The following is a 23,979-nucleotide window of genomic DNA, read 5'->3' as shown; positions in this document are numbered from 1 at the left end:
GGAGAGTGAGCGGTATGGTTGAAGGGATACTGGCTTTTCTTGAAAGTTTAGGGATGCTGGGCTTATTCAGTGTGATGTTTTTAGAAGGATCGTCTATGCCGTTTCCCGGAGTGGCCCTTGTGATTGCTTACGGCGGATTGTTGAATCATAGCCTTGCAGTCACTGCCTTGTTATCGGCCGGCTTGGCAGTGGCCTATAGTGTCGCAAGTTTAATTCCTTATTTCCTGGGCAATAAACTTCAAACCTTCTTTCAGAAAAAATTCGATAAAGGATTAAAGAAGGCTTCTATATTATTTCATCGCTACGGCATTTGGAGCATTGCCATTTCACGTCCATTTGGCATCGGAAATTACATTTCTTATCTGGCGGGCATGAGCAGGACTCCAATTGGGAAGTATGGAGCGCTGACTTTCATCGGCATTTATCCTTGGTGCTTTGCCATGCTTCGCATCGGCCATTATTTTAATGGGAATTACGACGCTTTTAAATCTTTTGTGGCAGCCAATCAAATTTCAATGTACGGCTATATTGTTGTTCTCCTTGGTGCAATTGGCATCTGGCTCTATATGAAAACGAGAAGTCAGAATAATAAATTTAATGCTTGACACTTTTAATTCCTAGCATTATGATAGGCATTAATTAAATAAACTTATCCAGAGAAGCCGAGGGACTGGCCCGTTGACGCTTCAGCAACCTCTGACTTTGTCAGAAAGGTGCTAACTCCAGCAAGAAGATTTTTTTCTTGAGAGATAAGGACAGAACCTATTAGATTTAATAGCCTTCTTTTCTTGATATCGAGAAAAGGGGGCTATTTTTTATTTTTGAAAAAAACGGTTCAACAGAAAGGGAGAATGAAATGAGTGAAATTGTGATTTTATCAGGAAGCCCTGCGAAGGAATCCAGATCTGAATTGGTGTTAAAACATTTAGGTGAATTATTAGAGAAACAAGGATTTTCAGTCGCCCACATTTCCGTGAGGGACGTTCCGCAGGAAGATTTGTTCGAAGGGCGCTTCGGCAGTCCGGCTATCGCTGAAATCAGTACATTACTCCACCAATCACGGGGAGTTATTGTCGGATCGCCTGTTTACAAAGCAGCCTATTCAGGTGTATTGAAAGCATTGATCGATCTCTTGCCGCAAGATGTTCTGCAAGCGACTCCGGTTTTGCCGTTGATGACGGGAGGAAGTTCTGCTCACTTATTGGCGCTTGAATACACCTTAAAACCATTGCTTGCGAACTTGAAAGGACAGAGTTTAAAAGGCATCTACCTAGTCGACAGCCAAATTGATAAAACGAATCCACATCAGCCAATCATTGAAGCAGAAGTTGAGCAGCGGCTGAAAAAGCAGCTGGAATACTTCTTAGAGATTATCGAAAGGCAGCCGGTGACGAGCGCATAATATAAGATTTTTTAAGGAGGAGAAGCAATTGGCAGAGAAAAGGATCTACTTGAATGCTTTTGACATGAACTGTGCAGGCCATCAGTCACCAGGCTTGTGGACACATCCAGAAGATCGGTCTCATACGTATAAGACAAGCGAATATTGGATTGAGTTGGCAAAGCTTTTGGAGCGCGGCGGTTTTGATGCTATTTTCCTGGCGGATGTACTCGGAACTTACGATGTGTACAAAGGTTCACGAGATGCGGCTGTTCGGCAAGGCGCCCAATCTCCGGTTAATGATCCTGCTTTAGTGGTGCCATTGATGTCCGCAGTGACAAAACATTTGGGCTTCGGCGTTACCGCTTCGACGACTCATGAACATCCTTATACATTTGCCCGCAGAATGTCGACATTGGACCATTTGACGAATGGGCGCGTCGGATGGAACATTGTCACTTCCTATTTGAAAAGCGCGGCACTCAATATCGGTTTAGAGGACCAAGTAAAACACGATGAACGCTATAATATCGCGGCAGAATATTTGGAAGTCTGCTATAAGCTTTGGGAAGGAAGCTGGGAAGAGGATGCAGTGGTATTGGACAAAGCGAACGGCATCTATGCAGACCCTGAAAAAGTCCATGATATCAATCACGAAGGCAAATATTACAAAGTGCCGGGCGCTCATTTATCGGAACCTTCACCGCAGCGGACTCCCGTTCTCTATCAGGCAGGGGCTTCTAAAAAAGGGGTGGAATTTGCAGGGCAGAATGCTGAATGTGTCTTTATTGGGGCGCCAACCATTCAAGCGGCAAAACGTTCAGTGGATAAATTGCGCAAGCAGGCAGAACTTGCCGGGCGCTCTCGTGAAGAAGTGAAAATCTTGACGATGCTGACGCCAATTGTCGGAAAGACCGAAGAAGAGGCATGGGCAAAATACGAAGAGTACAAAAAACACATCAGCCACGAAGGGGCACTTGCTTTATTCGGCGGATGGACAGGAATTGACTTGTCGAGCTATGCGCCTGATCAGGAATTGGAATACATCGAAAATGATTCCATCCAATCGGCTTTGGAAAACTTCACCAAAATTGATGCAGAGAAAAGATGGACAGTGGAGGACATCAAGGAATTTGTCGGAATCGGCGGTATGAGCGCTTATACAGTCGGTTCAGCCGAACAAGTGGCTGATACTCTGGAGCAATGGGTGGAAGAAGCTGGAGTGGATGGCTTTAATATCGCCTATGCCATAACCCCAGGAACATTCGAAGATTTTATCGAGTTGGTGGTGCCGATTTTACGGGAGCGCGGTTTAGTGCGGACCGAATATGAGGGGAGCACATTGCGCGATAGCTTATTTGGAAAAGGCGACCGTCTGCCCGCTCATCATCACGGAAAAAAGTTTTCATTGGAAAAAGCAGAAGTGATTTAAAACGCTCTTGCAGTTTGCTTGTGACCATGAAGTATCTCCATTGCTTCATGGTTTTTTTTTTGTGAAAAGAAAGAACTTCCCTAAATCATCTAGTAATTTAGCTTTTTATTCTGTATGTTTATTATATTCAGATAAAGTAAATGGGGGAAACAGAATGAGACCGATTATTGGGATTACCGCATCAAAAGAGTTAGGGCACGACCATTATTCAATTGAACAAGCAGATACTGAAGCCATTATGCAGGCAGGAGGATTGCCGATCATGCTTCCGCATTTACGGAGCGAGGACGAAATTGAGCAGATTGCCGAACACATTGACGGCTTGTTTGCAGCTGGCGGATATGATATCGATCCCACCTTGTTTGGGGAAGAACCGCATCCGAACTTAGGCGTCATTATTCCATCCCGTGATGCCTTTGAACTTCAGTTGATGAAGAAAGTATTGGATCTCGGAAAACCGATTTTGGGGGTTTGCCGCGGCGCTCAGATTTTAAATATTGCGGTCGGTGGAGATATGTATCAAGATATCACCGACCAAATAGAAGGGGATTTGCTGCAGCATAAACAAAAGGCACCGAAATTCCACGGCTCCCATTATGTGCATGTGCCGGAAGGTTCTTTGTTGAACCGTTTGACTGGAAGCCGGAAATTGACGGTGAATAGCCGCCATCACCAGGCAAACCGCCGTGTTCCTGAGTCGTTTTTAATCAGCGGCAAGGCAAGTGATGGCGTAATTGAAGCGATTGAAAGTACAGAGCACCGTTTTGTCCTTGGCGTTCAGTGGCATCCGGAAAACATGGCGATTGCATCGGATGAAGCTTCCATGAAGATCTTTAAAGGGTTCATCGAAGCCTGCCTGGAAGAAGGAGATGAATAAATGAAGATTATCGATACGCATTGCGATGCTTTACTAAAACTCCAATTAGCTAAACGAGGCTCTTTTTACGGCACGGAACCGTTGAATTTCACGAACTCTGATCAACTTGATACGAATTTTCAGCGTTTGCAGGCAGGAGGCGTTTATGTCCAGTTCTTTGCCATCTTTTTGTATCCGGATTTGCCGGACAATGAAAAATGGCAGCATGCCTTAGAACAAGTAGATTTGTTCTATACAGAAATTCTTGGGAAGAATCCGGCAATGAAGCATATCAAAAAATGGGAAGACATCGACTCGCTGAAAGACGGAGAGACTGGGGCAGTTCTGACTCTAGAAGGAGCCGATGCGTTTGGCAATGACTTGATGAAATTGCGCCAATTGTATCGTTTAGGCGTGCTTTCGATTGGATTGACTTGGAACAATGCCAATTTATGCGCAGACGGAGCCGGGGAACCAAGAGGAGGCGGTTTGACGCTTCTGGGCAAAGAAGTGGTTCGTTTGAATAATGAACACCGAATTCTTACGGATGTATCCCATTTATCCGTTAAGGGGTTTTGGGATGTCATGGAACTGGCCGATTATCCGATTGCCAGCCATTCCAATGCACGAGCTTTATGCGATCATCCCCGGAATTTAGACGACGACCAAGCGAAAGCGATGTTTGCTAAAAATGGCATGATTGATGTGGTATTCTGTCTTTCTTTCATTAAAGAAGGCGGGAAGAATGTAGAAATAGCCGATTTAGTTAAACACATCGATCATTTTAGCAGTTTAGGCGGCGTTAAAAATATTGGCATCGGTTCGGACTTTGATGGCATAGATGCCTATATGAAAAACTTAGAAAATGCTTCGGAATTCCAGAATTTGATCCATGAGTTGCAAAAGCACTTTAGCGAGAGCGAAGTGGAGGGCTTTGCCTATCGAAATTTCTTGGAGCACCTTCCGAAAGCCAGAGGATGAGGGGTGAACAATGGAGAAAACAGCAAAAGAAAAAGTGAAGGAAGTCTTCGGGAAGAATGCCGATAAATACGTGACGAGCGATATTCATGCAAAAGGCGATGATTTGAACTTACTGGTGGATTGGCTGGAGCCGAAAGAAAACTGGACGGTTCTGGACATTGCAACGGGAGGCGGACACGTATCAAAAGCACTTGCTCCTCATGCGGCTCAAATCATTTCTACCGATTTGACAGAAGCCATGCTTGAAAATACAGCAAAGCATCTGCGGACAGAGCACGGGAATATCTTTTACGTAGTGGCAGATGCAGAAAGCCTGCCATTTTTAAAGGGTACGTTTGATGCTGCCGTTTGCCGAATAGCGCCTCATCATTTTCCGAATCCGGAAAAGTTCATTGCTGAAACTGCCCGAGTATTGAAACCTGGCGGGAAATTCGTATTGATTGATAACGTGGCCCCGGAGAAAGAGGGACTGGCGGCATTTATGAACATGACCGAGAAGCTTCGGGACGACAGCCATGGCAGATGTCTGCAAAAAACGGACTGGCGGCAGTTATTGCAAGGCAATGGATTAGTGGAAATCCAGTCTGTGGACCGGAAGAAAACGTTCCAGTTCCCATCTTGGGTAAGGCGGACAGCAGAAACGGATGGGCAAATCGAACAAGTTCGGGAGCATCTATTATCCGCTGGAGAAGAAGAACAAGCTTATTTTCACATACGTAGAAATGAACAGGAAATTGAGAGTTTTGTCATTGATGAATGGATGGTTTTAGCCGAGAAGAAATAAAAAAAGAAAACACCGGACTCAAGCGAGTCCGGTGTTTTACGTTATTCTTCATAAACTTGTGCAGGCGCATTCTTCACATGTTTGCGCCGATGCAAAATAGCATTGATTTCGGCTCCGATGACTAAAATCAGTCCGGTAAGGAAGAACCAAAGCATTAAGACGATCAATCCTCCAAGACTTCCGTAAGTGGCAGAGTAGCTGCCGAAATTGGCAACATAAAACGAAAAGCCAAGGGAAACGACTTGCCATAAAATTGTGGCAATGACAGCTCCGATGATAACTTCCTTAAATGGAAAATGTTTGTTCGGCGCAAATTTGTATAGAAACGCTAAAACCACACTCATTACAGCAATTGAAATGACCCAGCGAAGAACTTGGAAGATGATTTCCGTTTGCGAAGGCAAGTTCAGGAAAGAACTGATCGTGTCAATGATGGCTCCACCGAAAATCGGCAGCACTAAAGCCACAATTACAGCAACAAGCATGAACAAAGTCAAGATAATGGCCATTCCTTTTAGCTTGATGAAAGAGCGTGTTTCTTCTACATCATAGGCTTGGTTGGTGGCTTCGATAAAAGCGGTCATGGCATTTGAAGCTGACCAAAGCGTCCCGAGAATACCAAAGGTCAATAATCCGCCAGAAGGAGTAGTTACTACGCTGACAATCGTATCCTGGAATGTGTTGGCAACTTCTCCCGGAAGGATGGTGCCGATGAAATCCATTACCCGTGCAGGATCTAATTGAAGATAAGGTAGGATTGCCAGTAAAAGAATTAATAGAGGAACAATTGCAAGTAGATAATAATAGGCCTGTGCAGCAGCAAGCGTCGTCGCGTGGTCTTTCTTGAATTCGCCTGCCAGCTCTTTGGCGATTGATACAGCTTTGCTCATAGCTTTAACCTCCCGTTATAAAATTAGTTATTCATTATATGCCCTATCTTATAAGCATTTAACCCTAAATAGGCAAAGAAGCGGCATGGGAAACTTTCCATGCCGCTTCACGTGCAACTTATTCGATTGTTTTTGCACCAATAATTTCAGTGAAGGAAATTCGCTCGGTTTGAAGCTCTGTGTCTAGAAAGAGGAATTTGGTGTTTAAGTCGATGGCGGCAATGGTCCCGAGAAAACTTTCGGCCTGCTCGCGCCAAATACGGATTTCAATTGTGCATTGCCGTGCTTCTGCAAGATGGATTTCATCGTAAATTGCTTCCAGATCAAAATTATCCAAATCAGGTTTCTGGGTAGAGTGATTTTCTTTTTGCCAATCCCGCAGCATTTGGATGTGCTCGGGGAGCATCATTGCTGTCCACTTGATCGATCCTCGGTCTTTGATTTGGCCATTCATAGTCAGGTGTTTATTTATCTTCATAATTGACCCTCCTTTTAAAATAAGAGAACATTTGTTCTTATCTTATAGAATAAGTGAGGAATGGTCAAACAGGAGAAGGGGAAATTTAAGCATAGATCAGCTGAAAGCTTAAGTTTGCCTGTTTTTATCCATAAAAAAATCCCCTGAATGTACAGGGGATTTTCTTAATAAAAGAGGAAAGCATATGGAATAGACTTGTGCGTAATGGCGAAAATCCAGCGCAAGACGGTCGCCTCCATATTCCTTCTTAATCTCTTAAAATGTCTACAGCGACTTTTGAAATATGGTGGTTATCCATTTCCAAAATAGACCAGCGATGTCCAGCTTTTTCAACTACATCACCGATTTCAGCTTCAATCAGTTGATGCTGAATCCATCCGGCAATTGTGTCAATGTCTTCACTGTCGTCAAATTCTAAATTAAAGCGTTCATGAAGGTCTTTCAAGAGTACGCGTCCATTTAAAATGTAACGGTCATCGCTTTCTTTTATAATTTCAGCTTCTTCTTCGTCGTCAAATTCATCGCGAATCTCACCGACTATTTCCTCGAGAATGTCTTCCATCGTGATAATGCCGGAAGTCCCGCCGTATTCATCAATGACCAATGCAATATGAGTGCGGTCTTTCTGCATTTTCATAAGTGCAGTCTGCAGCGGCGTCGTTTCATGGAAATAAGGAAGATCGTGGATAAGCTCTTCCATTTTGACGTCGCCGGTCACCGCAAAATGCGTCAAGATTTCCTTGGCGTTGATAAAACCGATCAAATCATCTTTGTCGCCATTATTGGCAATCGGGTAACGCGTGTATCGGTGTTCACGAAGTTCACCAAGCAATTCCTCACAACTCAAATCTTGCGGAAACGCTATGATTTGAGTGCGGGGAACCATGACGTCTTTTGCGCTGCGTTCATCGAATGCAAAAATGTTCTGCATAAAAGATAATTCGGTTTGATTGATTTCTCCGCTTTGGAAACTTTGGGCCATGATGATTTTTAACTCTTCTTCTGAATGAGCTTGTTCTTCTTTCGCTGGCTGAACTCCAAAAATACGCAGAAATACACGAGCGGAGCCATTCAAGATGAAAATGAATGGCGACATGATCTTGCCGAACCAGTACAGCGGAGGGCTCAAAAGCAAAGTCATGCGTTCTGCAAATTGAAGAGCCAGTGATTTTGGAGCCATTTCTCCGATGACTACATGCAAGAAAGTCACAAGAGAGAAGGCCAAAACAAAAGAAATCACAATAGAAAGAGAGTTAGGCACACCGAGCGTTTCAAAAAGAGGGTGCAAGAGCCGTTCGATTGTCGGTTCTCCGAGCCAACCGAGTCCAAGTGCTGTAACCGTAATTCCCAGCTGGCAAGCTGAGAGATAGTAATCCAGGTCACCTACGACTTTCTTTACAAGGACAGCTTTCTTGTTGCCTTCTTCAATCAATTGATCGATGCGGGACATCCGGACTTTAACGACGGCAAATTCTGCGCCGACAAAAAAGGCGGTTAACGCGATTAATAAAACGAGTAAAGCTAAATTCAATAAAAGTATGGGGTCCAATAAATTCCCTTAAATAAGGGATTCACCTCCGAGGTTTTTTGGTATTATTATAAATTTAACATAATTTGACTCGGAAATACACAAGGAACTCCCTTTAATCCTCGAGCACTTGGCGGGTAATCTCTTTAATATCAATGACGGTTTCTTCGCTGATTACATCGTCAAGCATCACTTCACGGAAATAAGTGACGCTTGCTCTTAACGGGATGGCCAATAGTTTTTTCAAGGCGATTCGGTACATGGCAACAAATTCCTTGTCCGCATTGCCTCTTTTCAATTCCGCAAACGACTCGTAGAATTGATCGAGCTTGTCAGCCATTTCAAGCAGGCGCCCTTCAATGGTTGCATCTTTTCCTTCCTTCATCCGATCGAAAAACACTTCCTGAAATTCTTCGGGAATTTCGCGCAAAATGAATTTTTCCATCATGCCTTCTTCGACTTTCGCAATCATTTCTTTTAATTCCGGAGATGAATGTTTAACCGGTGTCTTAATGTCTCCGATAAAAACTTCGGCAAAGTCATGGTTGATCGTTTTTTCATACAAGGATTTCCAGTCGATGGTTTGGCCATCGCGTTCTTCGATCGTAGCGAAGAACAATGCGTATTGGCTGACTTTCCATGAATGCGCCGCTACATTGTGTTCTTCGAATTTGAATCTTCCGGGCGCGCGGATAATCCGCTCCAAATCGTTTAATGAAGTAAAAAACTTATGAATTCCCATTCCCTCGACTCCTTTATTATTTTCTATATCAACACCATACCCCATTTTGCGTATAATGAAATAGACATTCTAAAAAAAGGGGAATAATAGCGCATGACAGGGAAAACACACATCACAGGCGGTATTGCAGCAAGTCTTGCTTTTGCCCAAATCACAAATTATGATCCTGTCGTTCTGCTCATATCTGGAGTGGCAGGTGCAATTTTGCCGGATATTTGCCACGGAGGCAGTAAAATTGGAAGAACGTTTCCGCTTCTTTCAAAAGTGGTCAATAAATTATTCGGGCATCGCACTTTTACGCACAGCCTTTTGTTTTTAGTGCTGATTGCCATCTTATTTAATTCTTTTACCGCCAACGAGGCGATTACGGCGGGGCTGCTTGTCGGCATGGCGAGCCATTATGTATTGGACATGGCAACAAAGAATGGCATTAAGCTATTCTTCCCGCTGAAAGTGACGGTTCGCTTTCCGGTTACTACAACCACAGGGGGGACAGTCGAGTACTTTGTTTTTGCAGCTCTTTCTGTTTTGGTCGTCTATTTCGGCTATGATATTTTCCTTTCTTATTTTTAAGGAAATCGTTGTTTTATAGAAGTTTAGACGGGAATACTCTTACAAAATGGGTAAAGGAGGAAAAATTATGGGCAAAGATGATTTTTCTAATGGCAGACATCCACGACAAGAAGGAAACCGGAGACAGCGCGAAGAGTACGAAAGTATTGAGCAAGAATCTGCAGAAGACGGCGAAGAAATGGAAAAAAGAGGGGCTCACAGCAATGAAGGAATTGGCGATGAACAAAATCCAATCGGTGAGTCGGAAGAGAACTAAACGAGAAAGCGAAGCATCCGAAATGGATGCTTCGCTTTTTTAATGGAAAGAAAATGGGAGGCAGCAATTATTATGCAGCTATTTACAAAAAAATCCCGCAATATCGTTCATTGCGGGACGGGCTTATATTTTTTTAAAGAATGAAATGATTTGCTTTTTGGTAGGCTCTTGCAGCCGGTAGCGAAGTTCTTTGTTTTGCGTATTTACCAGATGGTAAGCAGGATTCTCAGCGACAGTGAATTTCCAATGCGGCTTCGTATTTTTCTTTTTAATCTGCAATTCTGGCGGCATCATTTTTGTCCGGAAACTTTCAAGTTTTGCCATTAAAAAGGTATCCATATACCGTACGATCAAAAAGCCTTGCTGACGCTCAGGATCAAACTTAGCCAAGTTGAATTCACTGATATCAAATCCCTTTTCGTAACGCTGAACCGACGGCGATAATACAAAACAATCTTCGTTCGTAAAGATAGTTGAGTTTCCTTGCTGTTTCAGCCCGAGTTCTTCTACCAGAAAATCTTTATTGACCAGACTCATTTCTCGTGCAGTAGCCATGTAATTCCTCCTATTAAAACTAATGATATCTCTATTATACCACTCTTTCGTTCGGAAAGGGGCGAAGACAGCCGTTTCGTTAGGCTTTTACATCTAATGGGCTAAAGTATTGCCAAAAGATTTGAATTTTTTATGAAAATCAAAGCTTTCGTACCAGAAAATAATTTCTTGATTATTAGAATTTAAAAAAATCACCGACGTAATAATAAAGTGGAAAATTCAAAATAAAAATCGTTCTAATCTGTAAATTAGGTAGTATAATAGTCTTGGTAGTTTTGAATTAGTGAGAGGAGGCTGCAAAATGGTCCGGAATTTCAAAATACGCTTAACTTTGATCATTCTTGTATTTTCGATAATGGTTTCTTTTTCTGTAGCCTTCCTAAACTTTCGGCAAATGGAAAAGCTTGCTGAGAGGGAACATTCTGAGAAACTGCAATTAGTAGAGGAAACAGTTGTGAATGCATTGAAATCTGTAGACGGCGCCTACGAATTGTTTGATACGGAAATTACAGACCGCATGAAATGGAATAGCGAAGAATTGCTTAAACGCTATTCAGAGAATCCGGATGTAAAGAGTTGGGATCTTATTGTCTTAAAGCAGAAATTCAATATGGATATTTATATAATCGATGACCGCAATAAGATGGTCCAAAGCACGGATCTATCCGTGGAAGAACGAGTGGACGAACAGTATTTTTCCATTCTCAATGAACGGCGAAATGGCCTGGCTTTCGTGGAGGACGCCATGAAGCTTCAGCAAAAAGATGGGGAAATTAAGAAGTATGGCTATATACCTTCACCTGACCATGAATATTTATTTATACTGGCTTATTCCTTAAGTGATAAAACCATTTACCGCACGTTCAACTTTTTGATTGCTGCAGAGGAACTGATTTCTGCCCATGATTCTTTAGATGGCATACAGATTTATGAAACAGACGGTTCGTTGGTTGATGGTGCCAGAACCATTGAAGACAGCGGCAATCCTGTTATTGACGATTCCAAAAGGGCAATTTTTGAAAACATCATAGCAAACGGAAGAACGGTGGAAGCTGAAGGGGATTGGGAAGGCGAAAAAGCCTTCTACCGCTATATTCCCTATACAGCTTTGAATGGCCAAGGGATGCCAGTCCAGCGGATCATTGAAATGGTCCGAAATGATAAAGAACTGAAAGCGATGTCGATGGAATATAAGCAAAACTTCATTTGGTCGCTGCTCCTCATCTTGGCAATGGCCATCATACTTTCCTATCTAATTGCCCATTGGTTGGCGCGCCCGGTTTACTTAGCTTTCCATGATAGCTTAACGGGCCTTAAAAACCGGGCAGCATTTGATGATAGCTTGAAAGCACTTTTGCAGAAAAAAGACAGCAAACCCGTTTTGATGATGATGGATTTAGATAATTTTAAGCTCGTCAATGATTTTCTTGGCCACGACGGCGGAGATGGGTTTTTAATGCGGACAGCAGCAATCATTCAACACCATGCCGGAAAAGAAATCGTAGCAGCAAGACTTGGCGGGGATGAATTTGCGGTTATTTTTCCGGAGGCGAATCAGGAAATGATTGAACGCACTGCTTCGCTTTTAATCCGCGAAATGCGGACCTTGATGCTCCAGGAGCCGGGGACAGATGCAATTGATGTTACGGTCAGTATTGGCATCGCCTTCGGCCAAGAAAATGATGACGCGGAAACTTTATATAAAAAAGCGGACCTTGCTTTATACGAATCAAAAAATTACGGCAAAAACCAGTATCGCTTTTTTACAGGGGATGCGGTGAATGTATAAACGGATAAGAAAGATGAAAATAACAAAAAACAAATAATTCTGTTATATTAAATGAAAGGAACCGACTTCTTTGAAAGAGGGGATTTCAATATGTGCGGAAGATACTCGTTATATGCGGACTACAGTGCCATATTGCAGCGTTTCGACATTGAAGAAGCAACTGTCCGTGAAGAAGATTACCAACCAAGTTATAATATTGCGCCAAGCCACCAAGTTCTGGCCGTCGTTAACGATGGCTCGAAAAACCGGCTGGGTTTGCTTAGATGGGGATTGATCCCGCCATGGGCCAAAGATGAAAAAGTGGGCTATAAAATGATTAATGCACGAGCGGAAACTGCAGCTGAAAAACCGAGTTTCCGTAATGCATTCAAGAAAAAACGCTGTCTTGTAGTAGCGGATTCTTTTTTCGAATGGCAGCGGAATGACTCCGGGAAGACGCCGATGCGCATAAAGTTGAAATCGGAAGAACCTTTTGCATTTGCGGCTTTATGGGAATCCTGGAAGTCCCCGGATGGAAAAACGATAAATACATGTTCGATTTTAACGACCAAGCCGAATGATTTGATGGCGACTATCCATGACCGTATGCCTGTGGTGCTAACGAAAGAAGCAGAGAAAATATGGCTGGATCCTAAAGTACAAGATCCAGAGATACTTGGAGAGTTGCTGAAACCGTTTAATGCAGAGGAAATGGAAGCCTATGAAGTATCAGAAGCGGTGAATTCACCGAAAAACAATGGGCCGGAATTAATCAAGAAAATAGGGTGAAGGCAGGCTGGCAGAAAATTTGCCGGCTTTTTTGCATAAGAAAGGACGGTGTGCCATGAAAAGCGGTTTGATATTAGAAGGTGGTGGCATGAGAGGGGTCTATACGGGAGGAGTTTTAGAACGGTTTCTGGAGGAAGAAGTTTTTGTAGACTATATCATTGGCGTCTCTGCAGGAGCATGCAATGCCTCGTCTTATGTTTCCCGTCAAATGGGGAGGAACCGTGAAGTCACCATTGGCTATGTCCAGCACCCTGACTATATTTCGGTAAAGAACTTACTGTTGAAAAGAGAGTTGTTTGGCATGAATTTAATCTTTGATGAAATACCAAATCGGCTTGTGCCGTTCGATTATGCTGGCTTTCAAAAAGCGACGGAAGAATTTGTTGTCGGAACCACCGACTGCATGACAGGCGAAGCCGTCTATTTTGAAAAACGGAATCATCCAGAAGATGTTTTATCCATTGTCCGGGCGTCCAGCTCTTTGCCTTTTATGGCAAAACCGGTAGAATTCGAAGGCCGCCTGTTAATGGATGGCGGCGTTGCAGATCCAATTCCTATCCGAAAAGCGCTTGAAGACGGAGTGACAAAACCGATTATCGTGTTAACAAAAGAAAAAGGCTACCGAAAAAAAAGAAACTCTTTCGCTCGTTTAATGCCGGCTCTTTACCGCCAGTTCCCTGGCATCATCAAAAGTATGGAAAATTGGTATCTCCGCTACAATGAAACAATGGAATTTATTGAGCAGCTGGAAGAGGAAGGGAAAGCAATCATCATCCAACCTTCGAAGTTCATAAAAATGACTGGAATGGAACGGGATGTCGAAAAGCTGACAGAACTCTATGAATTAGGCTATCAAGATACAGAGCGGAAATTGGAAGAAATCAAGCATTTTATCCATTCGTGACAAAAAGAAAACCGCTGAGATTCAGCGGCTGAAAAGAAAGCTTATGATTTTTTTACTTCGATGCTGCCATTATCGGTTTTTAGAATGATTGAGTTTTGGCCGGCACCGTATACAGTATGGTTGCTTTTTATGCCGAAGATTTTTGCTTTTCCATAGTCCTTATGGGCATGGATGGAAGCGTTCGCCGGTTCTTCGGAAGTTTCAACGGTAATGCCGCCGTTATCCGTTTTCAAGGTGATGTCCCGATCAAGGTTAGACGTATACAGCCTGATTCGGCCGTTGTCGCTTTCTGCTGATATTTTTCCATCGACATTGTCCATTAAGATGCTGCCATTATCGGATTGCAGCCTTACTTGTTCCGCAGCAATGTTCTCTAGTTCAATCTTGCCGTTATCCGACTTCATTTCAACTTTTTCTGTCCTGCTCGATTTTAATTTTAAAGCCCCATTATCAGAGCGGATATTCAAATCTGCTGTTTTTGTATCTTCAAAGCAGATGCTGCCGTTATCCGATTTGGCAGATAAAATGATGCTTTCCAGATCGGCGCCGTAGATTCTGCCGTTATCCGTTATTATTTTCAATGAATCGTAGAATTTAGAGGGAAGTTGAACACGTACTTGCGGCGATTTGGTATTGATCGTAAAACTGAAAATCCCCCATTTTTTTACTTCCTCTTTTAAAGTGATGACCAATGTCCGGTCTAGGATATCAACAAACAATTGCTGGTTATAGCCTTTATCTTCAACATCCACATGCATTTCCCCGTCTTTGGATAATCCGATTTCCAATGTGCCGTTATCGATTTGTATATCGACTTTATCGAATTCGTCTTTCGAGAGGTTTACTGCTTTCGGTTTTTCTTCAACTTGGCTAAAGTCAAAAGCGGCAATCAATTCTTTGGCGATTTCTGATGGCGTTCCAAGTTCTGCAGCGATTTCTTCGTCCTGTTTTCCATCACGCCGGCCATTTGAAAAGTACTCGCGAATATCCTGAGAAATGTCATTGCGTTCTTCTTTCGGCAATGGATGCAAAGCCGCTTCTAATTCTAAAAGAAATTGGTGTTCAGTCATTGGAAATTCCCTCCTCGATCAATTGGTTGACGCCTTCGGTAAAACTTTTCCACTCCGTTAATTGCTCTGTAAGATAAGTTCGGCCAGCTTCTGTTAAGGTGTAGTATTTTCTCGGAGGGCCTTCGGAAGATTCCTGCAAATAGGTGGTGAAATAGCCTTCTTTTGTCAATCTTCGCAATAAAGGGTACACAGCCCCTTCCGAAATGGAGATGCGGTCTGAAATTTTTTGGACCAACTCATACCCGTATCGATCTTGCTTTTCCAGCAATACCAATACGCATAAATTTAAGACACCCTTTTTAAATTGGACATTCATGTTTAGTCACTCCTTTCTAAGCTATTATTCATTGTGTAGTAGTGAATATAGAACAATATATCACACGGTACTGTTCAGTGCAAGGTAGTGGGTAATAAATAACAGAAAACTTTTAAAATAGGCCAATTATCTAAAGGATAATCTCGCAGAAATGCAAAAAGAGGCCCCCTTTTACAGGGTGCCTCTAATTCCATCTACTGTGATTTCGGGATTTACTCGTAGAGCTTTTGATAGGTTTTCATAAATTTGCGATCGATTCGCTGCTTTAAAATCCACGGCCATTTCCCATGAATAGATTGTTTGCCATATAGAAGCAAAGCTTCCTTATTTCCAGTAGAAAGAATAGATAAGAAACGATTTTGGGGCACAAACGGTTTTAACGGTTGGCTGAAAAGGAAGCTTTTCAGATTTTCCCAAAGCAAGGGACCTTGCCGAACTGCATATACGCCATTTTTGGCAAGAGAAGGATAAGGTTTTATGCTTGCGCAATCACCTGCGCCAAAAATGGAAGGATAGGCATCACTCTGCAAAAATTCGTTGAGCAATAAAAAACCGGAAGAGTCTACCGGCAATTTGGAATTCCGGAACAATGCAGCACTTGCCGGTCCCGTCAGCCAAAGAATTTCTGACCGGTGATATAGACTTCCGCTGCTCGTTGTAAAACTTTGTTCATCGATTTTATTCACGGTTTGATTGGGCAGAACCTGCAATCCTTTGCGTTTGGCGATCGCTTCGATTTTTTTTGAAATGTGCTTTCCTTGGGCAGCCAGTAAAGGGGAAGAACTGGCTAAAATGACATTTTCAGAATAGCCATGCCGTTTTCGCCACGCTAAAACAGCTAATGCCAGTTCCACCCCGGAAGCGCCGCCCCCGACAATTGCCGGGAAGAGGCTTTCACGAAACGAAGTGACGGTTTCTGAAAAACGGAAGTTGGGTTTAACGGAGGAAACAAGATCTTTCCATTCATTCGGCACAGCCGTTTCAGAACCGATATCAAACGAGGCCGCGTCATACGTATAAACCTGGCCTTTGGCTCCGATCATTTCTTTATTGGCTGGATCGATTTGGACAATCCGGTCCTCGATGAAATCTATGCCTGCTTTTTCGCTCAACTTTTGAAGATCGATCTGGATTTCTTCCAGTTCGTAAAACGCTTCAGCAAATCCCGAAAACATTCCTGAATAGTATTGGAAGCGAGAAGGGGAGATCAAGGATACGTGCACATCCTGCAGCCCTTCAAAAACCAGTTGCCTCAAGCCATATAGATGGGCATGGCCGCCGCCGACCATCAAAAGAGTTTTCATCTCATTCACTCTCTTCCTATTTCAAAATCCGCTTAGCTTCAGCCAGCCGTTGAGAAATCGTGAAAATCTGGATTGCGAAAAAAATTAACGTAATCGCCGTTAAATATGTTGAAAAAAGAATCATTAGGGTAAAGAGTATAAAGCCTTCTGTCCGTTCAGCTAAACCAGCTTGATAGTAGAAAGATTTCATTCCTTTTTTGTCGGACAAGGCACCGACTGTCAGGAAGATGGTCATGGCGATAACAATGGATGCACATAGGAGCAGCAATGCCCACATCGAATCGGGAAAGCGAAAAGCAAGCCCCAAAATCACTCCGATTTCCACCAAACGATCAAAACTGATATCGAGCAGAGTCCCCCAAGGCGAAGGCTTCGTTTTGCGTGCCATCGTGCCGTCGACAACATCCAGATATCCAGACAGCCAAAGAGCAATAACCGCAAGGACAGGCTTGTCCAAGTAAATGAGGAGTCCGGATGATATCCCGATGGCAAAGGCTATTTTCGTCACGCCGTTAGCTGTAAAGCCCAGCTTTAATAAGGCATCGGCTGTCTTCTCGACAGCGGGTTGAACATGTTTTCGAGCATGGGTATCAAGCATGGATTTCACCTTTTCGTTTTTAAGATAGTTTTAGTATAGTATAGCTTTTCTTTTCGAACCTCTAATCTTGCTTCTAGTATCGGAAAAAGGATAAGAGAAATGCAAATTGCTGATTCAACCAAATAAAAGGATAAGAGAAAGGAAATGATCAGAAATGGTAAAAAAATACGATATTGCAGTCATCGGAGCAGGAGCGGCAGGTTTGACAGCTTCTTTTACAGCCGCTGGATTTTCAAAAAAAGTGGTGCTTATTGATAAAAATCTTCCAGGGGGAGAATGTACATGGTCTGGCTGTATCCCGAGCAAATCTTTGATCAATATTGCAGAAGAAGTCCACCATGCGAAAAAGTATATGCCGGATCTTCAAGTGGATACAGCTAAAGTATTACGGGATATTAAAGAAATCATTCAAAAAGTGTACGAAGGGGAGTCTCCGGAAGTTTTACAGGAATCCGGCATTGATTTCATCAATGGCTACGCGAAATTTTTGGATTCCCATGCTGTAGAAGTAAACGGCGAGCGGGTAGAGGCAAAGAAATTCATCTTATCTACAGGTTCATCACCAATGGTTCCGCCAATTGAAGGGTTGGATCAGGTAGACTATTTAACCAATGAAACGATCTTTACGCTTGAGTCTTTCCCGAAAACGATGACCATCCTTGGCGGCGGAGCAATTGGTGTGGAATTAAGCCAAGCCTTGAACCGTTTAGGGGTGAAAGTCACATTAGTGGAAAAATCGGAACGGATTTTGCCGAAAGACGAAGAAGAATTGGTATTAATGGTGCAGCAGCGGTTGATTGATGAAGGGGTAACGATTCATACATCGGCAACTGCTGTGAAAGCGGAAAAGAATGGCGGAAATATCACGTTGCATATCGAAAAAGACGGCAAAGAGATGAAAGTGGAAGGCGAAGGCCTCCTCGTAGCGCTTGGCCGAAAAGCGAATGTAGAAGGTTATGGACTCGATAAAGCGGGTGTCGAATACGATTCGAAAAGCATTCAAGTTGACGATCATTTGGAAACGACGGCTAAAGGGATCTATGCAATCGGTGATGTAGTCGGCCCTTACCAGCTTTCCCATATGGCTAATATACAAGGGATTACGGCAACTCAAAATGCCATCTTGCCAATCAATAAAAAAATGGATTACGAACATGTGACGTGGTGTACATATACGGATCCTGAACTAGGCCGGTCTGGTCTGTCAGAAGAAGAAGCCCGTGAAAAATACGGGGATTCCATCCGGATCTACGAGCATGACTATGCGCATCTAGACCGTGCAAACACCAAGAAAGACAGCATCGGAAAAGTAAAAATCATCCTGGATAAAAAAGGCTTTATCCTAGGCGCAAGTGTGCTTGGGGATCGCGCCGGTGAAATCATCAGCCAAATCCAAACCATTAAAACGCTTCACATCAACTTAGGGAAATTATCCGGTGTCATTCATCCGTACCCGACTTACAGCGAAGTGCTGGTGAAGATCGGCAAAAAAGTCTACGTGGATAATTTATTGAACCAACCGGTTGTGAAGGCATTCAATAAAGCGAAAGATGGAGAAAATCCGGTGACGGCTAAAGGTTTGTTGGCGACTGCAGCAATAGCAGCAGGATCCGCTGTGGCTACGATGGCTGTTAAAAACAATGTGAAGCCGAAGCTAGGGGTTGAGGGTGGCCGATTGAAGCAAGTTCCTTCTACCCCAAACGCCGTTTCTTCCCAAGCGCTTGATCTTGAAAAATATGTAGCGGCTTTGCCGTATAATGGCAGCAAGAGCCAAGCGAAGAAGAATTTGATGGGAATGTTGAAAGGATTTGAAGGCGTTACGGTTCTTCAAGAAGACGACAATTACGTATATGCAGTGGCAAGATCCAAAACGATGAAGTTCAAAGACGATATCGAATTTTATTTCAATGATGCAGCACAGCAGATTGAGTTCCGGTCCGCTTCTCGCGTAGGCTATTCAGATGCCGGCGTTAACCGCAAACGCTATAATGAAATGAGAAACCGCTATTTCAGCATTTCCACGCATACCAGAAACGCATGAACCACTTGAAGTTTCCAAAGGTTTTTCTGTGGCTGGCAGCCATTTTAGCGATTGGAACGGTTTACTGGATCAGCCGCTCAGTTTTTCAACTTGATGTAAAGGAAGTCCGCAGCTGGATTCTTTCTTTTGGAATTGCAGCACCCCTTATTTATATGGCGGTTTATACAGTTAGGCCATTGGTGTTTTTCCCTGCTTCTATCCTGTCCATAGCCGGAGGTTTAGCCTTCGGCCCGTGGATGGGAACTTTTTATACCATAATTGGAGCTTCGCTCGGCGCGATGCTTTCCTTTACGGTAGCTAAAAAATTAGGTATAAGTTTAGGCAAAAAAGAATGGCCGGAAAGTATGAAGAAAATCCAATTGCAGATGGAGCGCAATGGTTTTTTTTACGTGTTGGCATTGCGCCTATTCCCAGGATTCAGCTTTGACTTGGTGAGCTATTCGGCTGCAATCGCAAAAGTGAAGTTTATCCCTTTTTCGGTCGCTACGGTTATCGGGATCGTTCCGGGTACATTTGCATTAAACTTTTTAGGCAGCAGTTTTATCAGCGGCAATCCGGCAATTATCGCAGGAGCCGTAGCGGTATTCGTTCTTTTAACAAGCGTTTCGGTCCTCCTTCGGAACCGCTGGAACAAAGCGGGAGACATGGCGGACAAAATGTAATTATCAAAGTTTAGGAAGTGGGAAGATGAGGAAGTTAGCATTCGCAGCAGCTGGATTATTGGCACTGGCTTTAGGGGCATGTTCAAACGAAGCAAATGATACGGCTGCAAACAAAACAGACGATTTGCTGGCTAGCGATTGGGAGACGATTGCGACAGAAGCCGGCGGGCAAGAAGTCAATATGTATATGTGGGGCGGAAACGAAAATATCAATCGTTATTTGGATGACTGGGTGGCTCCCCGTCTGCAAAAAGAATATGATGTGGAATTGCAGCGCGTACCAGTCAATGATGCCCAAGATTTCATCAACCAATTAGTGGACGAAAAATCAGCGGGAAAGAAAGAAGGCAGCATTGATATCATTTGGATTAACGGGGAAAATTTCAAGGCCGCGAAGGACAATGAATTGCTGTGGGGAGATTTTGCTGGAAAATTGCCCAACTTCAATGAATACATAGATCCTGATGCACTTGAAGTGGCAGAGGACTTTGGAGAACCGGTAGAAGGCCTTGAAGCACCATGGGGCAAAGCACAGTTTGTTTTTGTCCATGATGAAAAGAAAGTTGCCGAACCGCCAAAGTCTATGGATGAACTGGCAGAATGGGTCAAAGAGAATCCAGGCCAGTTTACATATCCAGCACTGCCAGACTTTACAGGCAGCGCATTTATTCGCCATGTGCTTTATGAAACAACTGGCGGATATGAGCAATACCAGCAGCCGGCAGCGGATATCGAAGATTTGGAACAGCGTTTAGCGCCAATGTGGCAATATTTGAATGAGATTGAACCTTATTTATGGCGGAAAGGCGAAACCTACCCTGAAAGCCTGGCAAAACTGGACCAATTGTATGCAAGCGGTGAAGTTTCGATGACCATGAGCTACGATCCGGCGCTTGCTGCAAGTGAAGTCATGAAAGGCCGATTCCCGGAAACGACCAAGACCTTCCTATTGGAAGGCGGGACTTTGGCAAACACTCATTTCCTATCGATTCCATTCAACTCTTCAGATAAAGCAGGAGCTTTAGTGGCGATCAATGAAATGCTGTCTCCAGAAGCTCAGACTGCGAAACTGTCTCCAGAGAATTGGGGAGATCTGTCTGCGTTGGATTTCGAGAAGCTATCTGCCGAGCAGCAAAAGGCCATGAACGAAGTGGATTTTGGTACGGCGACTTTGCCGCTGGAAGAGTTGGAAGGGAATCGCTTGCCAGAATTATCCTCTGATTATATCGAAGTGATTGAAAAAGGGTGGATGGAAAATGTTGCGAAAGATTAAACCGTATCTTTTGCTTTTTCCTGCCATCATCACCATAGTCCTCCTGTTTTTTGGAGGGCTTTTTGACGGTTTTCTAAAAAGTTTAGGCTATTTTCCGGCTATTGGCGAAACCGAATTTTCAATAAAGGCCTATTCAAGTCTTCTTCAATCCGATGCATTTTGGGATTCCCTAATCGTCACCATTCGGATAGCTGCCCTTTCTGCTGCTATATCCGCCATTCTAGGGGCCATTGTGGCTGTGGCTCTTTTTATGATGCGTGAAACGTCGAAATCAGGGGCGCTTAACTTATGGAATCGCCTGTTTCAATTGCCTTTGACCATCCCGCATCTGGTGGGAGGATATGTCATCGTCCTGTTGTTCATGCAAAGCGGTTTTTTGTCGAAAATCTTGGCGGCGATAGGTATTCTTGACCAAATCCCGGATTTTCCGGTGCTTGTCAATGATTCATTTGGATGGGGGATCATTCTAACTTATGCATGGAAAGAAGCGCCGTTTGTTGCTTTGATGGTATATCCGGTGCTGGCGAGAATTCACAAGCAATGGCGGGATGTTTCGCGCGTGTACGGGGCAAGAAATCGGGATTTTATCCGTGAAATCGTTGTTCCTGCTATCCTGCCTGCTTGGACAGTTGCCGCCTTTATCGTGTTCGTCTTCACGTTTTCTGCATTTGAAGTGCCTTTTCTGTTAGGCGTCACTTATCCGAGCATGCTGCCGGTTTATTCCTATCAGCTCTATTCGAGCGGAACGTTAGCCGACCGGCCGGAAGCTTTGGCTGTTAATCTCGTTTTGGCGCTGCTCACTGTTCTATTAGGGCTCATCGCCTATTATTTCAGCAAGCGATGGAACGTATTGAAGGGGTGGGAATGATGAAAAAAAATCACCTGCCCGCAAAAATATTCCTGTTTCTCTTCTTGCTCATGTTTATCTTTCTCCCATTTCTCCCACTCGTTCTGACGAGTTTTTCCTATAATTGGATATGGCCAAATGTTTTGCCGGAATCCTTTAGTCTTAGTGCCTGGGATTATGTGCTATTCGGCAATTCAACCACTTGGCAAGCCATTGGCGTCAGTTTGCTGATTGCTTTTATCGTAACGGCGGTTAACATCATTCTTGCAGTGCCAGCGGCTAATGCGTTTGTGCGTTACCCGCTAAGAGGGAAATGGCTGTTTGAAGCGATTATTTTTGCGCCTATTGTTATCCCGCCTTTTGTAGCAGTCATGGGAATCCATTTAACATTTCTGCGTATAGGTTTGACCGAAACGATTTTTGGTGTGGTTCTTGCCCATATTTCGCCAACGCTTCCCTATGTTGTACGGGCTGCAATAACCAGCTACAGCACGTTATCAGTTGATTGGGAAAACCAAGCAAGAATGTTGGGGGCAGGCCCGTTTTCACGTTTTTATCATGTCGTGCTTCCGCATCTAATGCCAGGTATCGCTGCAGGAGCCAGTTTGAGCATTTTGATTTCCTTAAGCCAGTATTTGATCACTTTCATTATTGGCAGCGGACAAGTGATGACTTTGCCAATCCTGCTATTTCCATTTATCAGCGGCGGGGATCCGGCGATTGCCTCTTCTTATTCCTTGCTTTTTGCAGGGATGGCCATTGTTGCCTTGCTGATCCTGGATTTGGCATTGAAAAGGTATTATAAGAAAAAGCAGGCTGCTGTCGCCATTAAAGGAGTGAGGGAATGAACCAGCTGCGCATTCTCCAGCTTGAAAAAAAGTTTGGAGAGAGAAAGAAAGAAGAGAACCCGGCATTTTCACTTAAACCGGTTCATTTAACGATAGAAGAAGGCGAATTCTTTTCGCTTTTAGGGCCATCCGGCTGTGGCAAAACGACGCTATTAAAATTGCTGGCAGGTTTGGAGCAAGCGGATAACGGAGAAGTTTGGGTAGGCGAGGCAGATATAACAAATGTTCCTTCGGAAGCGCGGAACTTTGCAATGGTCTTTCAACAGCCGCTATTGTTTCCGCATATGAATGTGGAAGACAATATTGCCTTCGGTTTGAAAATGAGGAAAGTGAAACGAGCCGAACGGATTGAACGAGCGCGTGAAATGCTCGATCATGTTGGTTTAAAAAGCTACGGACAACGTTTTCCGGATGAACTGAGCGGCGGCCAGCAACAGCGGGCTGCGCTTGCACGGGCTCTCGTATCGGACCCGCGCATCCTATTGATGGACGAACCATTCAGCGCCCTCGATCCGAGCCTGCGGGAAGAAATGCGGGACTTGCTGAGCCGTATCCACAAAGAATTTGGGACGACTGTCGTATTCGTCACGCATGACCGCGAAGAGGCTTTCCACCTTTCCGACCGAATCGGAGTGATGAGCGACGGGGAGTTGCTGCAAGTAGCGGGGGCAAAGGAATTATACGAAAAGCCGGCTAGCGCTCAAGTTGCAGCTTTTCTCGGCCTAAAAAACATCTTAAGAGGAAGCGTGGAAGCCGGCAATTTCATCGTGGAAAATAGCGGCTTGCAAGTGGCGATAGCGGGTCAAGGAGAATCTTCGATGACCCATTTGGTCATCCATCCTGAAAGGCTGCAACTTTCCACTGATTTAACGGAGCAACCGACAATTGAGGAGATTTTCTTCAAAGGAATTGTAAAGCAATTGCGTTTCAACCATGGATTTTATCTTTGCATCGTCCAAACAGAAAAAATCGAGCTGGAATGTTCGATTTCCTGCAGGCAGGCAGAAGCAGTTTCCATTGGGGAAAAGGTGAAGCTAAGCGTCCATTTAAAAGATTTGCACTTCGTCAGCCAATAACGCTTCTGTTCTTTTTTCCTAATATTG

The 23,979-nt window shown here is 43.8% G+C and carries 26 protein-coding genes and 1 riboswitch; of the genes, 17 read left to right on the top strand and 9 right to left on the bottom strand.

Annotation, left to right across the window (positions count from 1 at the left end; genetic code table 11):
- Positions 1 to 14 precede the first annotated feature (14 nt).
- The 6 genes from NFU07_RS06510 to NFU07_RS06485 all read left to right on the top strand — a co-directional run bounded on the left by NFU07_RS06510 (position 15) and on the right by NFU07_RS06485 (position 5,434).
- Positions 15 to 605: a DedA family protein gene (locus tag NFU07_RS06510; protein WP_251475984.1), complete on the top strand. Its 591-nt coding sequence runs from the start codon at positions 15 to 17 to the stop codon at positions 603 to 605.
- A gap of 41 nt (positions 606 to 646) precedes the next feature.
- Positions 647 to 756: riboswitch (SAM riboswitch) on the top strand.
- Between the two features lie 100 nt (positions 757 to 856).
- A complete protein-coding gene (gene ssuE / locus NFU07_RS06505) occupies positions 857 to 1,402 on the top strand; it encodes an NADPH-dependent FMN reductase (RefSeq protein WP_251475982.1) in 546 nt (181 codons plus the stop codon).
- Positions 1,403 to 1,430: 28 nt separating this feature from the next.
- On the top strand, positions 1,431 to 2,813 hold the full coding sequence (locus tag NFU07_RS06500; protein WP_251475980.1) for an LLM class flavin-dependent oxidoreductase: 1,383 nt from the start codon (positions 1,431 to 1,433) through the stop codon (positions 2,811 to 2,813).
- A gap of 154 nt (positions 2,814 to 2,967) precedes the next feature.
- Positions 2,968 to 3,690 (top strand): gamma-glutamyl-gamma-aminobutyrate hydrolase family protein, encoded by a 723-nt coding sequence (locus tag NFU07_RS06495; protein WP_251475978.1) that lies wholly within the window; start codon positions 2,968 to 2,970, stop codon positions 3,688 to 3,690.
- Entirely contained in the window at positions 3,691 to 4,650 is a 960-nt protein-coding gene (locus tag NFU07_RS06490; protein WP_251475977.1) for a dipeptidase, read from the top strand.
- A gap of 10 nt (positions 4,651 to 4,660) precedes the next feature.
- The gene (locus NFU07_RS06485) at positions 4,661 to 5,434 is read left to right on the top strand and encodes a class I SAM-dependent methyltransferase (RefSeq protein WP_251475974.1); all 774 of its coding nucleotides are present in this window, start codon (positions 4,661 to 4,663) and stop codon (positions 5,432 to 5,434) included.
- 41 nt (positions 5,435 to 5,475) lie between these two features.
- On the opposite strand, the gene NFU07_RS06480 is transcribed toward NFU07_RS06485, so the two are convergent.
- From NFU07_RS06480 to NFU07_RS06465, 4 genes are all read right to left on the bottom strand, one after another.
- Entirely contained in the window at positions 5,476 to 6,324 is an 849-nt protein-coding gene (locus NFU07_RS06480) for a YihY/virulence factor BrkB family protein (protein ID WP_251475972.1), read from the bottom strand.
- A 118-nt stretch (positions 6,325 to 6,442) separates the two neighbouring features.
- The gene (locus NFU07_RS06475; protein WP_251475969.1) at positions 6,443 to 6,802 is read right to left on the bottom strand and encodes a YolD-like family protein; all 360 of its coding nucleotides are present in this window, start codon (positions 6,800 to 6,802) and stop codon (positions 6,443 to 6,445) included.
- A gap of 247 nt (positions 6,803 to 7,049) precedes the next feature.
- The gene (locus tag NFU07_RS06470) at positions 7,050 to 8,351 is read right to left on the bottom strand and encodes a hemolysin family protein (RefSeq protein ID WP_251475967.1); all 1,302 of its coding nucleotides are present in this window, start codon (positions 8,349 to 8,351) and stop codon (positions 7,050 to 7,052) included.
- A 94-nt stretch (positions 8,352 to 8,445) separates the two neighbouring features.
- Entirely contained in the window at positions 8,446 to 9,072 is a 627-nt protein-coding gene (locus tag NFU07_RS06465; RefSeq protein WP_235197252.1) for a YfbR-like 5'-deoxynucleotidase, read from the bottom strand.
- A gap of 93 nt (positions 9,073 to 9,165) precedes the next feature.
- Between NFU07_RS06465 and NFU07_RS06460 the strand changes: the two genes are divergently transcribed.
- Both NFU07_RS06460 and NFU07_RS06455 read left to right on the top strand, forming a co-directional pair.
- Positions 9,166 to 9,645 carry a metal-dependent hydrolase gene (locus NFU07_RS06460; RefSeq protein ID WP_235197251.1) on the top strand — a complete coding sequence of 160 codons (480 nt, stop codon included), beginning with the start codon at positions 9,166 to 9,168 and terminating at the stop codon, positions 9,643 to 9,645.
- A gap of 67 nt (positions 9,646 to 9,712) precedes the next feature.
- Positions 9,713 to 9,901 (top strand): hypothetical protein, encoded by a 189-nt coding sequence (locus NFU07_RS06455; RefSeq protein ID WP_235197250.1) that lies wholly within the window; start codon positions 9,713 to 9,715, stop codon positions 9,899 to 9,901.
- Positions 9,902 to 10,024: 123 nt separating this feature from the next.
- Here NFU07_RS06455 and NFU07_RS06450 read toward each other — a convergent pair whose 3' ends face one another.
- A complete protein-coding gene (locus NFU07_RS06450; RefSeq protein WP_251475965.1) occupies positions 10,025 to 10,456 on the bottom strand; it encodes a hypothetical protein in 432 nt (143 codons plus the stop codon).
- A gap of 301 nt (positions 10,457 to 10,757) precedes the next feature.
- Here NFU07_RS06450 and NFU07_RS06445 point away from each other — a divergent pair, with 301 nt between their 5' ends.
- From NFU07_RS06445 to NFU07_RS06435, 3 genes are all read left to right on the top strand, one after another.
- Positions 10,758 to 12,245 (top strand): GGDEF domain-containing protein, encoded by a 1,488-nt coding sequence (locus NFU07_RS06445; RefSeq protein ID WP_251475963.1) that lies wholly within the window; start codon positions 10,758 to 10,760, stop codon positions 12,243 to 12,245.
- A gap of 90 nt (positions 12,246 to 12,335) precedes the next feature.
- Positions 12,336 to 13,013: an SOS response-associated peptidase gene (locus NFU07_RS06440; protein WP_251475961.1), complete on the top strand. Its 678-nt coding sequence runs from the start codon at positions 12,336 to 12,338 to the stop codon at positions 13,011 to 13,013.
- A gap of 55 nt (positions 13,014 to 13,068) precedes the next feature.
- Positions 13,069 to 13,917, top strand: coding sequence for a patatin-like phospholipase family protein (locus tag NFU07_RS06435; RefSeq protein ID WP_251475959.1), 849 nt, complete (start codon positions 13,069 to 13,071; stop codon positions 13,915 to 13,917).
- A 41-nt stretch (positions 13,918 to 13,958) separates the two neighbouring features.
- Here NFU07_RS06435 and NFU07_RS06430 read toward each other — a convergent pair whose 3' ends face one another.
- The 4 genes from NFU07_RS06430 to NFU07_RS06415 all read right to left on the bottom strand — a co-directional run bounded on the left by NFU07_RS06430 (position 13,959) and on the right by NFU07_RS06415 (position 17,205).
- Positions 13,959 to 14,987 carry a DUF4097 family beta strand repeat-containing protein gene (locus tag NFU07_RS06430; protein WP_251475957.1) on the bottom strand — a complete coding sequence of 343 codons (1,029 nt, stop codon included), beginning with the start codon at positions 14,985 to 14,987 and terminating at the stop codon, positions 13,959 to 13,961.
- Positions 14,980 to 15,303: a PadR family transcriptional regulator gene (locus tag NFU07_RS06425; protein WP_235197244.1), complete on the bottom strand. Its 324-nt coding sequence runs from the start codon at positions 15,301 to 15,303 to the stop codon at positions 14,980 to 14,982. The genes NFU07_RS06430 and NFU07_RS06425 overlap by 8 nt, the downstream gene beginning before the upstream one ends.
- A 212-nt stretch (positions 15,304 to 15,515) precedes the next feature.
- Positions 15,516 to 16,607, bottom strand: coding sequence for an FAD-dependent oxidoreductase (locus NFU07_RS06420; RefSeq protein ID WP_251475955.1), 1,092 nt, complete (start codon positions 16,605 to 16,607; stop codon positions 15,516 to 15,518).
- A 16-nt stretch (positions 16,608 to 16,623) separates the two neighbouring features.
- Positions 16,624 to 17,205, bottom strand: coding sequence for a CDP-alcohol phosphatidyltransferase family protein (locus NFU07_RS06415; RefSeq protein ID WP_251475953.1), 582 nt, complete (start codon positions 17,203 to 17,205; stop codon positions 16,624 to 16,626).
- 154 nt (positions 17,206 to 17,359) lie between these two features.
- Here NFU07_RS06415 and NFU07_RS06410 point away from each other — a divergent pair, with 154 nt between their 5' ends.
- From NFU07_RS06410 to NFU07_RS06385, 6 genes are read left to right on the top strand one after another with little or no spacing between them, the layout of a single operon-like run.
- Positions 17,360 to 19,246 (top strand): FAD-dependent oxidoreductase, encoded by a 1,887-nt coding sequence (locus NFU07_RS06410; protein ID WP_251475951.1) that lies wholly within the window; start codon positions 17,360 to 17,362, stop codon positions 19,244 to 19,246.
- Positions 19,243 to 19,908 (top strand): TVP38/TMEM64 family protein, encoded by a 666-nt coding sequence (locus NFU07_RS06405; RefSeq protein ID WP_397443704.1) that lies wholly within the window; start codon positions 19,243 to 19,245, stop codon positions 19,906 to 19,908. Before NFU07_RS06410 ends, NFU07_RS06405 begins: the two co-directional genes overlap by 4 nt.
- Positions 19,909 to 19,933: 25 nt before the next feature.
- A complete protein-coding gene (locus NFU07_RS06400) occupies positions 19,934 to 21,181 on the top strand; it encodes an ABC transporter substrate-binding protein (protein ID WP_251475947.1) in 1,248 nt (415 codons plus the stop codon).
- The gene (locus NFU07_RS06395; protein WP_251475945.1) at positions 21,165 to 22,049 is read left to right on the top strand and encodes an ABC transporter permease; all 885 of its coding nucleotides are present in this window, start codon (positions 21,165 to 21,167) and stop codon (positions 22,047 to 22,049) included. Before NFU07_RS06400 ends, NFU07_RS06395 begins: the two co-directional genes overlap by 17 nt.
- Positions 22,049 to 22,876, top strand: coding sequence for an ABC transporter permease (locus tag NFU07_RS06390; RefSeq protein WP_251475943.1), 828 nt, complete (start codon positions 22,049 to 22,051; stop codon positions 22,874 to 22,876). Before NFU07_RS06395 ends, NFU07_RS06390 begins: the two co-directional genes overlap by 1 nt.
- The gene (locus tag NFU07_RS06385) at positions 22,873 to 23,952 is read left to right on the top strand and encodes an ABC transporter ATP-binding protein (RefSeq protein ID WP_251475941.1); all 1,080 of its coding nucleotides are present in this window, start codon (positions 22,873 to 22,875) and stop codon (positions 23,950 to 23,952) included. The genes NFU07_RS06390 and NFU07_RS06385 overlap by 4 nt, the downstream gene beginning before the upstream one ends.
- Positions 23,953 to 23,979: the final 27 nt, after the last annotated feature.

The sequence above is a fragment of the Planococcus sp. NCCP-2050 genome (assembly GCF_023708025.1).
In the GTDB taxonomy this organism is placed as follows: Bacteria; Bacillota; Bacilli; order Bacillales_A; family Planococcaceae; genus Planococcus.
The sequence above is the reverse complement of the archived record's forward strand: the minus strand, read 5'-3'. Positions and strand labels throughout refer to the sequence as shown.

What these genes read in the sequence shown, in the direction of transcription:
- NFU07_RS06510 (WP_251475984.1), top strand. Translation starts at nt 15, where the DNA reads ATGGTTGAAGGGATACTGGCTTTTCTTGAAAGTTTAGGGATGCTGGGC.
- NFU07_RS06480 (WP_251475972.1), bottom strand. Translation starts at nt 6,324, where the DNA reads ATGAGCAAAGCTGTATCAATCGCCAAAGAGCTGGCAGGCGAATTCAAG.
- ssuE (WP_251475982.1), top strand. Translation starts at nt 857, where the DNA reads ATGAGTGAAATTGTGATTTTATCAGGAAGCCCTGCGAAGGAATCCAGA.
- NFU07_RS06400 (WP_251475947.1), top strand. Translation starts at nt 19,934, where the DNA reads ATGAGGAAGTTAGCATTCGCAGCAGCTGGATTATTGGCACTGGCTTTA.
- NFU07_RS06465 (WP_235197252.1), bottom strand. Translation starts at nt 9,072, where the DNA reads ATGGGAATTCATAAGTTTTTTACTTCATTAAACGATTTGGAGCGGATT.
- NFU07_RS06430 (WP_251475957.1), bottom strand. Translation starts at nt 14,987, where the DNA reads ATGACTGAACACCAATTTCTTTTAGAATTAGAAGCGGCTTTGCATCCA.
- NFU07_RS06440 (WP_251475961.1), top strand. Translation starts at nt 12,336, where the DNA reads ATGTGCGGAAGATACTCGTTATATGCGGACTACAGTGCCATATTGCAG.
- NFU07_RS06390 (WP_251475943.1), top strand. Translation starts at nt 22,049, where the DNA reads ATGAAAAAAAATCACCTGCCCGCAAAAATATTCCTGTTTCTCTTCTTG.
- NFU07_RS06495 (WP_251475978.1), top strand. Translation starts at nt 2,968, where the DNA reads ATGAGACCGATTATTGGGATTACCGCATCAAAAGAGTTAGGGCACGAC.
- NFU07_RS06420 (WP_251475955.1), bottom strand. Translation starts at nt 16,607, where the DNA reads ATGAAAACTCTTTTGATGGTCGGCGGCGGCCATGCCCATCTATATGGC.
- NFU07_RS06485 (WP_251475974.1), top strand. Translation starts at nt 4,661, where the DNA reads ATGGAGAAAACAGCAAAAGAAAAAGTGAAGGAAGTCTTCGGGAAGAAT.
- NFU07_RS06415 (WP_251475953.1), bottom strand. Translation starts at nt 17,205, where the DNA reads ATGCTTGATACCCATGCTCGAAAACATGTTCAACCCGCTGTCGAGAAG.
- NFU07_RS06425 (WP_235197244.1), bottom strand. Translation starts at nt 15,303, where the DNA reads ATGAATGTCCAATTTAAAAAGGGTGTCTTAAATTTATGCGTATTGGTA.
- NFU07_RS06435 (WP_251475959.1), top strand. Translation starts at nt 13,069, where the DNA reads ATGAAAAGCGGTTTGATATTAGAAGGTGGTGGCATGAGAGGGGTCTAT.
- NFU07_RS06395 (WP_251475945.1), top strand. Translation starts at nt 21,165, where the DNA reads ATGTTGCGAAAGATTAAACCGTATCTTTTGCTTTTTCCTGCCATCATC.
- NFU07_RS06475 (WP_251475969.1), bottom strand. Translation starts at nt 6,802, where the DNA reads ATGAAGATAAATAAACACCTGACTATGAATGGCCAAATCAAAGACCGA.
- NFU07_RS06445 (WP_251475963.1), top strand. Translation starts at nt 10,758, where the DNA reads ATGGTCCGGAATTTCAAAATACGCTTAACTTTGATCATTCTTGTATTT.
- NFU07_RS06490 (WP_251475977.1), top strand. Translation starts at nt 3,691, where the DNA reads ATGAAGATTATCGATACGCATTGCGATGCTTTACTAAAACTCCAATTA.
- NFU07_RS06410 (WP_251475951.1), top strand. Translation starts at nt 17,360, where the DNA reads ATGGTAAAAAAATACGATATTGCAGTCATCGGAGCAGGAGCGGCAGGT.
- NFU07_RS06385 (WP_251475941.1), top strand. Translation starts at nt 22,873, where the DNA reads ATGAACCAGCTGCGCATTCTCCAGCTTGAAAAAAAGTTTGGAGAGAGA.
- NFU07_RS06405 (WP_397443704.1), top strand. Translation starts at nt 19,243, where the DNA reads ATGAACCACTTGAAGTTTCCAAAGGTTTTTCTGTGGCTGGCAGCCATT.
- NFU07_RS06460 (WP_235197251.1), top strand. Translation starts at nt 9,166, where the DNA reads ATGACAGGGAAAACACACATCACAGGCGGTATTGCAGCAAGTCTTGCT.
- NFU07_RS06450 (WP_251475965.1), bottom strand. Translation starts at nt 10,456, where the DNA reads ATGGCTACTGCACGAGAAATGAGTCTGGTCAATAAAGATTTTCTGGTA.
- NFU07_RS06455 (WP_235197250.1), top strand. Translation starts at nt 9,713, where the DNA reads ATGGGCAAAGATGATTTTTCTAATGGCAGACATCCACGACAAGAAGGA.